The organism is Pseudomonas cichorii (assembly GCF_015471405.1).
GTDB lineage: Bacteria > Pseudomonadota > Gammaproteobacteria > Pseudomonadales > Pseudomonadaceae > Aquipseudomonas > Aquipseudomonas serbiensis.
In genome coordinates, this window is sequence record NZ_BLVZ01000016.1 from 146,859 (window position 1) to 155,627 (window position 8,769).

General features: G+C 58.7%; 6 protein-coding genes and 1 rRNA gene. 4 read left to right on the forward strand and 3 right to left on the reverse strand.

Features of this window, described 5'->3' with window-relative positions; all coding sequences use genetic code 11:
- Positions 1–79 precede the first annotated feature (79 nt).
- The 3 genes from mksB to mksF are packed head-to-tail and all read left to right on the forward strand — an operon-like array spanning position 80 to position 4,873.
- A complete protein-coding gene (gene mksB / locus JL015_RS23145) occupies positions 80–1,360 on the forward strand; it encodes an Mks condensin complex protein MksB (RefSeq protein WP_201006460.1) in 1,281 nt (426 codons plus the stop codon).
- Positions 1,350–2,054 carry an Mks condensin complex protein MksE gene (mksE, locus tag JL015_RS23150; protein ID WP_201006459.1) on the forward strand — a complete coding sequence of 235 codons (705 nt, stop codon included), beginning with the start codon at positions 1,350–1,352 and terminating at the stop codon, positions 2,052–2,054. Before mksB ends, mksE begins: the two co-directional genes overlap by 11 nt.
- Entirely contained in the window at positions 2,051–4,873 is a 2,823-nt protein-coding gene (mksF, locus tag JL015_RS23155) for an Mks condensin complex protein MksF (protein WP_201020083.1), read from the forward strand. The genes mksE and mksF overlap by 4 nt, the downstream gene beginning before the upstream one ends.
- 27 nt (positions 4,874–4,900) lie before the next feature.
- Here mksF and JL015_RS23160 read toward each other — a convergent pair whose 3' ends face one another.
- Together JL015_RS23160 and JL015_RS23165 are read right to left on the reverse strand one after the other, a co-directional pair.
- Positions 4,901–6,232, reverse strand: a complete 1,332-nt coding sequence (locus JL015_RS23160; RefSeq protein ID WP_201006457.1) for a dicarboxylate/amino acid:cation symporter — start codon at positions 6,230–6,232, stop codon at positions 4,901–4,903.
- Positions 6,233–6,324: 92 nt separating this feature from the next.
- Positions 6,325–7,380: a tartrate dehydrogenase gene (locus JL015_RS23165; protein ID WP_201006456.1), complete on the reverse strand. Its 1,056-nt coding sequence runs from the start codon at positions 7,378–7,380 to the stop codon at positions 6,325–6,327.
- 134 nt (positions 7,381–7,514) lie between these two features.
- On the opposite strand from JL015_RS23165, the gene JL015_RS23170 reads away from it, so the two are divergent.
- A complete protein-coding gene (locus JL015_RS23170; RefSeq protein WP_201006455.1) occupies positions 7,515–8,426 on the forward strand; it encodes a LysR family transcriptional regulator in 912 nt (303 codons plus the stop codon).
- A 108-nt stretch (positions 8,427–8,534) separates the two neighbouring features.
- On the opposite strand, the gene rrf is transcribed toward JL015_RS23170, so the two are convergent.
- A 5S ribosomal RNA gene (rrf, locus tag JL015_RS23175) occupies positions 8,535–8,650 on the reverse strand.
- Between the last annotated feature and the right edge of the window lie 119 nt (positions 8,651–8,769).

The window sequence follows — 8,769 nt, forward strand, 5'->3', positions numbered from 1 at the left end:
TTGATCGCCGGGAGGTGAAATCTTCAGTGGCTGATGCAGTACAATCGCTGTTTTTCATTTGCCAACAGTCGGCCTACCAATGATCGAACCCAAGCGCGTCCTGCGCGCCCTTGCCGAGCACTGGGCGCTACTCGAGCCTTTATGCGAACACTTCGACCAAGGCACGCTGAGCCTGAGCGAACTGCGTCTGCAACTGGCCGCTCAGCAGCTGGACAGCACACCGCAAGACATCACCAACCTGCTGGATGTGTGGATTCGTCTGGACATTCTGGTGCCTGTCGCCAAAAGCCCGAACCGTTTCGAGCTCAATGCACAGATCCACGACTTCCTGTCCTATCTGCGCCGCGAGCACCGTCTGGGGCTGTGCCTGGAGATCGAAGCCTATCTGCGCCATCTGGAGCGACTGGCCGGTTACATCCAGGATGCCTTCGACATTCGCGACGCCAACGATCTGGCCCGCCAGTTGCGCCTGCTGGACATGCGCGTGCGCGATGTCCTGAAAAAACTCGCCAACGACGAACAGGCACTCGTGGCCGTGGCCGATCGGGCCAAGACCAGCGACCGCCAGATTCCCTTGCGCCAGCGCTACGCCGAGGTGCTGGCCACCTGGGACGAATACGTCGAGCCGATGATTCAACTGGTGAACGCCGACGGTGCATTCGAGCAAGGCGTGCGCAAGGTCGAGAACGTGCTGTTGCGCCTGCTGACCGAGCAGCAACGTCTTGGCCATCTGGTGGACGACGACATGTTGCTGCGCACCCATGCGCGCATCCTGGAGATGCAGACCAGCGCCCAGCTCACCCTGCGTCATGCACGGGAGTTGCTGCTGCCGTTGCGCGAAGAAGCACGTCGCCACAACGCCGTGACCCGTGGCGCCGCGCTGGCCTTGTCGGCCATTCGCCGCAAAGGGCTGGATGCTGTCCCGCAAGCGGCGATGCCGATGTTCACTCGTCCGCAGAGCACGTTTCTGGGCAGCGCCAGCCAGGTCGAGGCTTATGTCTATGCATTGGCGCGCTTTGAACCCAAACCCGCAAAATTCCCCAAGGCCAGCGGCACCGCACGCAAGGGCGTACCGCCCCAGGCACCGCGTACCGTCAAGGAAATGCTCGAGCGCTGCGAAGACGCTCTGCCCATGCCGGACCTGATGGTCTGGCTGCTGGAGCAGGAACCCAACGGCGCAACCGACGAGTTGCTGTACTGGTTCTCGCGCCTGTCCCGTGACAAGCGCTTCGCCCGTGAACGCCTGGAGCGTCGCGAGTATTTCACTCAGGAGCACCGCGTCAGCCTGCGCTCCTTCGCCCTGCTCTCGACCCGAGACGAGCAGCCAGAGAATTCCGAGAGCCCCCTTCATGCATCTTGATCTTTCCGAAATGTCCCAGCTTGCGCCGATCTTTCGCGAGCTGTTCAAGGGCTATCACATCAGCCGCCGCGACCCTGAGCTGTATGCCCAGCTTTCCAATGCCCAGGACCAGTACCGCACACTGTTCAAGGCACTGGGTTTCGAGCTGATCTGCGATACCCGCGGCTTCTACTACTTCGTTCCGGAGCTGGCCGCGGCGCAGGTGAACAAGACTGCGCAGCGTCTGGCCCTGTTCACCTTCATCCTCGTCGAACACCTGGCCGACCAGGGTCGCGACCCGATGGCTGTGCTCGACGGCGGTACTCTGGGCCGCGATGAGCTGCCTTCGATGCTGGATAAATACCGCGACCTGTTCCTGCAGGCCGAAGTCCAGACCCAGGAAGAACTCGAAGAGAAGATCATGCGCCGCATGACCCAACTGGGTTTTGCCAGCGAAGAAGTGGGCATCTATCGCTTCCTGCCGCCGATGCACCGCTTCCTTGATGTGTGCCTGTCGGTACAGCAGGACCGTGACCTGGCAGCCAGCCTGCACAGCGACCTGCCTCTGCCGACGCCGATCCTGATCGATGACGACAGCGACGAAAAACTGCTGCAAACCGATGACCCTCTGGATCTGGCCGAATTCGACGAAGAAACCGAGGAGCAGGCCCTGGCCCGCGCAATCGCTGAAGAACAACAGGAGATGGGCGCATGAGCCAGGAACGTTATGGCATTCGCCGTTTTGCCCTGCTGAACACCGCTGGCTACAGCCTGGGTCTGTTCCCGCTGGAAAACCCGCTGTCGGTCTACGGCGCGAACAACCTGGGCAAGAGTGCTTCGATCAACGCCTTGCAGTTCCCGATCCTGGCGCGCATGTCGGACATGAGCTTCGGCAAGTACAGCCTGGAGCAGTCGCGTCGTTTCTACTTCGCCTCGGACACCAGTTACATTCTGGTGGAAGTCGCCCTGCCCCACGGCCCGCACGTGATAGGCGTCGTCGGTCGCGGCCCGGGGGGCGGCTTCGGGCACCAGTTCTTCGCCTATGCCGGTGAACTGGACCTGAGCCATTACCAGAAGAACGACACCTGCCTTCGCCAGAAAGAGCTGTTCAGCAACCTGGAAAGCAAAGGCCTGAAAGCCTACGAATTGAAACCGGACGAACTGCGCCGCCTGCTGGTGGGCGGCCACACATCGATCCCGCTGGACCTGACGCTGATTCCACTGCGCTCCACCAGCGAACAGAGCCTCAAGACCTTCCGCGCCCTGTTCATCAACCTGCTGCACATGCGCGAAATCACTGCGGCCAAGCTCAAGCAACTGTTCCTGGACGCTTTCGAGCACAGCCTGCGTTCCGGCAGCGTCGATTACATTGCGGCCTGCGAAGAAGCATTCCGCGACGTGCGGCGCATGGAGCAGGACTACAACTCGCTGGTGCTCGCCGGCCCGCTGGTCGAAGCTCTGGCCGCTGGCGTCAAGCAGCGCGACATCCTGCGCGGCAAGCTGCATCGCCTGTCGCCATTGCTGGACTCGTTGCTCGGTACCTGGTCGGACTACTCCAGCGCCCGCAAGGAAGAGCTGGTCACCCAGGCCGAGCATTTCCGCGCCCAGCAGGATGAAATGCAGAACGACCAGCGCAACAGCACTCAGGAACTGATGCGACTGGAGCGTGAAATCAGCAGCATTCAGCGCTGGATCGGTGAGCTGTCGGTCCTCAAGAACCGCTTCGCGCTGGTCGATGACGTCAAGGTGCTGGAGCAGCAGTTGCTCGCCGCCAAGGATGCTCATGACGAACTGGCCGGTGCTCTGGCCCAGTCCCGGCAGTTCAGCGCCGAGGACCTGGAAGAGCGCCTGCGGGATCTGGAAAAACGCCTGAAGTCGGTCAAACAGCAACTCGACCACGCCGACAACAACAGCTACGCCCGCCTGCGCGAAGAGTTCTCGCAGCCGGACGTCGAGCGCTTGATGCGCCTGTTCAACAGCGCGCTGTTCAGCCTGCCACTGGGCGAGCAAGGCATTGCACTGGACGATGGCGATGCGTGGGTCAAGTCTCTGGAAACCATCCTCGATAGCTTCAAGGGTGACCAGTTCCAGGTACCGGGCTTGTCGATCAATCTGTCGAATATCGAGCCGCCAGCCTTGCAGGCACTGGCTGACCGCGCCGCATTGCGCGATCAGAAAGAACGTCTGGAGAAAGAGCTCAAGCAACTGAAAACCCAGCAGGCCGTCGCAGCCGACCGCGCTGCCAGCAAGACCCAGACCGAAGCCTTGTATCAACAGGTGCTGGACGCTCAAAAGGCGCTGGAAGATTTCCGTCGCTGCCAGACGTTGAGCGCGGAAGAAGCTGGCAAGCATGAAGAGCTGGCACAACTTGAAGCGGCGCAGGACGAACTCAAACGCTCCAGCGATGCTTTCACCGAGCGCGTCCAGCAACTGTCCGCCAAGCTGCAACTGGTCGCTCGGCAGATCGGCGATATGGAAGCCAAGCAACGCACACTGGATGACGCGCTACGCCGCCGTCAGTTGCTGCCTGCGGACATGCCATTCGGTACGCCGTTCATGGACCCGGTAGACGATTCCATGGATAACCTGCTGCCGCTGCTCAATGATTATCAGGACAGTTGGCAGAGCCTGCTGCGCAGCGATGGCCAGATCGAAGCGCTTTATGCGCAGGTCCGCCTCAAGGGTGTTGCCAAGTTCGACAGCGAGGAAGACGTGGAGCGTCGCCTGCAACTGTTGATCAATGCCTACGCGCACCGGACCGACGAAGCCCTGACCCTCGGCAAGGCCCGTCGTGCAGCGGTGACGGACATTGCCCGTACCTTGCGCAATATCCGCAGCGACTACGACAGCCTTGAGCACCAGTTGGCGCTGTTCAACCGCGAGATCAACAAACGACAGGTTTCCAACCTGGCCAGCTTCCGTATCGTCCTTGCGCCGAACAAGGAAGCCCTCAAGCATATCGACCAGATTATCCACAGCGCCGGTCAGTATGAAGAAGGTGAAACCCTGTCCGTGTTCGACCTGAGTCAGAGCGCCGAGCAGGACAACAAGAACGAAGAAGCCAAGGAATATCTGGCCCGACTGGTAGCCGCCAATCACAACCAGCTTGGGTTGAAAGACCTGTTCGAGCTGGCGTTCGAGATCACCAAGGTTCATGGCCAGCCGGTTATCCACACCGACATCGACGGTGCCGCTTCCAACGGTACGACCATGACCATCAAGGCGCTGACCAACATGTACCTGTTGCTGCACTTGATGGACCGTGATCTGGCCGGTCGCGTACGCTTGCCGTACTACCTGGATGAAGCGGCGGACATCGACGAGAAGAACCAGGCAGCGTTGCTGGAAACCAGTCTGCAACTGGGCTTTGTGCCGATTCTGGCGAGCGTGAAACCTCAAGTCTCGGCCCACGTGGCCATCGACCTTGAAGGCGGCAGCGGTCCGAACGGAATCTACATCGACGAGGCGGACTGGAAGTACATCCGCCGTCGTGAAGAGGTGAAACAGGAAGAAGCTCCGGCGCTGGCTGAATAACAGCGCCGAAGCATGAAGGGTGCTCCTTTAAATCTGGGGAGCGCCTTTCAGACCTGGCAAGGCAACATTTCCGGTTGTCGTTGCCGCTGCTTCAGGCTTGATCTCCTCCGGCTCACCATTGAGCGCCTTGTTCATCTTCACCGTATCCAGAGCCCCCACCCACTTGGCGATTGCCATGGTACCGACACCATTGCCGATGGTATTGGTGATGGCCCGCGCTTCCGACATGAACCGATCCACGCCCAACAGCAACACCATGCCGGCTACCGGAATGGTCCCCAGCGATGCCAGTGTCGCGGCCAGAATAATGAACCCGGAACCGGTCACACCGGCCGAGCCTTTGGACGTGAACATCAGCACGGCGAGCACGATCAACTGATCGGTCAGGGTCAGCGGTGTGTTGGTCGCCTGAGCAATGAAAATCGCCGCGATGGTGTAATAGATCGCCTGCCCATCGGGGTTGAAGGTCAGGCCCGACGGAATGATCATCCCGGCCACCGGTTTGGAAACACCGGCTTTCTCCATCTTGGAAATCATCTGTGGCAACACCGACTCCGATGAACTGGTGCCCAATACTGTGAACAACTCTTCCTTGATGAAGCGCAGGAATTTCCACAGGCTGAAACCGCTGTAACGGCAGATCGGACCGAGCACAAAGATCACAAAGGCCGCGCACGTGAGGTAGACGCAGGCCATCAGCTTGCCCAGGGAAAACAGCGAGCCGAAACCATATTTGCCGATGGTGAATGCAATCGCACCGAAAGCACCGATGGGTGCCAGGCGCATCACCATGCCGACGATCTTGAACATGCCTTGCATCAGGCTATCCAGCGTGTCGACGAATGCCTTGCCACGCGGACCGACATTCGCCAGGGCAACGCCAAGCAGCACCGAGAACAGCAGGATTTGCAGCACATTGCCCTTGGCGAAGGCATCCACGATGGTGTCGGGGATGATGTTCATCACGAAATCCATGAACGTCGCATGCTTGGCTGCGGTGGTGTAAGTGGCGAGGCTGGAGGTGTCCAGCGTGGCCGGATCGATGTTCATGCCAGCTCCGGGCTTGAACACATCGACGACGATCAGGCCCAGAACCAGAGCGAGGGTCGATACCACCTCGAAATAGATCAGGGCGCGGAAACCGACGCGCCCCAACTCTTTCATGTTTTCCATACGTGCAATGCCGGTCACGACGGTCAGGAAGATCACCGGCGCAAGCAGCATCTTGATCAGTTTGATGAAGGCATCGCCAAGCGGCTTGAGCGCTGTTCCGGTTTCAGGAACCAGCACACCGACGACGGCACCGAGGATGACGGCAAGAAGCACTTGTACATAAAGCTTGGAGAGAATTCTTTTCATGACGGGGCCCTGATTTTTTATTGTTGTCAGGAAATGCCAGGGGGCGCATCGATGATCGCCCTCCTGGCGTTATGCCGCAGTACTACTTTGAATCAACGATTGATCAGCTCGATCACCGCATCGGTGATTTGCCGGGTGGTGGCGTTGCCGCCGAGGTCAGGTGTGTGCAGGCCGCTTTCGGTCACGGCTTCGATGGCCGAGATCAACTGCTTGGCCGCAGCAGCTTCGCCCAGGTGTTCCAGCATCATGGCAGCGGTCCAGAAGGTCGCGACCGGGTTGGCAACGCCTTTGCCGGTGATGTCGAAGGCAGAACCGTGGATCGGCTCGAACATGGAAGGGAATTTGCGCGACGGGTTCAGGTTGGCGGTCGGCGCAATGCCCAGGCTGCCGGACAACGCTGCGGCCAGATCGGACAGGATATCGGCATGCAGGTTGGTGGCGACAATCACGTCCAGGGTCGAAGGCTTGAGCACCATGCGCGTGGTCACGGCGTCGACCAGTTCCTTGTCGATCTTGACGTCCGGGAAGTCCTTGGCAACCTCATAGAAAATCTCGTCCCACAACACCATACCGTGACGCTGGGCGTTGGACTTGGTGACCATGGTCAGGTGCTTGCGTGGACGGCTTTGCGCCAGTTCAAAGGCGAAACGGTGGATACGCTCGACACCGGCACGGGTGAATACCGACACCTCTGTAGCGACTTCTTCGGGCAGGCCACGGTGAACACGACCACCGTTACCGGAATATTCACCTTCGGAGTTTTCCCGCACCACGACCCAGTCGATCTGGTCGCCGTTATGCAGCGGGCTTTTGACACCGGGGAGCACACGAGCCGGACGCACGTTGGCGTATTGGTCGAAACCCTGGCAGATCGGCAAACGCAGGCCCCAGAGGGAAATATGGTCAGGTACGTTCAGGGCACCGACTGCACCAAAGAAAATGGCGTCGAACGTTTTCAGTTCCTCAAGACCGCCTTCGGGAATGTAGTAACCGTTTTTCAGGTAGTTATCGGAGTTCCAGTCGAAGTGCTTGAAGTTGATTTCAAATCCGGACTTTTTCGACAGGGCTTGCAGAACCTCGACACCTGCGGCAATCACTTCCACACCGATGCCATCACCTGGAACTGCAGCAATCTTGTATGCGCTCATGTTCAACTCCACTCTTGATACGTTCTTGTTGTACTGCTGAACAGGCTGTTCAGCAGGGTGTGAGCGGAGTATATGTAGTGAGCACAAAGCTGTGAGTTACTCAAAATAACTACATCCATAACCTTGAGTTACGAATGAATCAGACTCTGGACCTGTCTTTTTTCTACTTGCTGGCCAATCAGGGCAGCCTCGCCGCCACGGCAAGAGAGCTTGGAATCACGCCTCCAGCGGTCAGCAAACGGCTTAGCGCACTGGAAGCCCGTTTTGGCGTACGCCTGGTAAATCGCACCACCCGCTCAATGAGCCTGACTGCCGAAGGCGAGCTGTACTTCTCCCATGCTGCTCGCATCCTGACCCAGATCGATGAAGTCGAGCAGTTGGTCAGCAGCAGCCGTGCCACGCCAAAGGGGCTGATTCGTGTCAATGCATCCCTGGGCTTCGGACGCCGTTATATCGGGCCGGCATTGGCAGCATTCTTTTCACGTTACCCGGAAGTGGAAATACAGCTGGAAATCACCGATCACCCTCTGGATCTGGCTACCCACGGCTTTGACCTGGGCATCCGCTTCGGCACACTGCCGGATGCCGCTTTTCATGCCCGCAAGATCGCGTCCAACCGTCGTTTGTTGTGTGCGTCTCCGCTGTATCTGGAAAGGCATGGCGTGCCGCAACGTCTGTCTGACCTGCAGCAGCACAACTGCATTTTCCTGAGGCAAAACGAAACGCCCCATGGCGTGTGGAGTTTTACCAACGGTGGGAAAACCCAGAACATCAAGGTACGTGGAGCGCTGGGCTGCAATGACGGCGAGGTGGCATTGAACTGGGCGCTGGAGGGTTATGGAATATTGCTCAGGGCCGAATGGGATATCGCCCGCTATGTGCGCAGCGGCCGGTTGCGGCTGGTGCTGGAAGACCAGACTCCGACTCGGGCGGATGTGTATGCGGTTTATCCACAGCAGTTGCATCTGTCGGCGAGGGTTCGCAGCTTGATTGATTTCCTGGTGGAGCGGTTCAGGCATATCGACAATCTGGACGAGGCGCAGTGATTCACCGACCTCTTCCCGGATAAATCCGGTCCTGTGAGGTGCGATGTTTTCATCACCAGAAAGACAAAACCCCCACCTGCGTTCGCAGATGGGGGTTCTGAATTTGAATCTTGACGATGACCTACTCTCACATGGGGAAACCCCACACTACCATCGGCGATGCATCGTTTCACTACTGAGTTCGGGATGGGATCAGGTGGTTCCAATGCTCTATGGTCGTCAAGAAATTCGGTAGCCGGTGCGTACTTGAGTACGTGCCAGCGAATGGGTGTGTAATAGATCTTTCGGTAATTTGTGTGTGTGGCGCAAACTTTCGGTTCGTCATCTTCACTACACCACAACC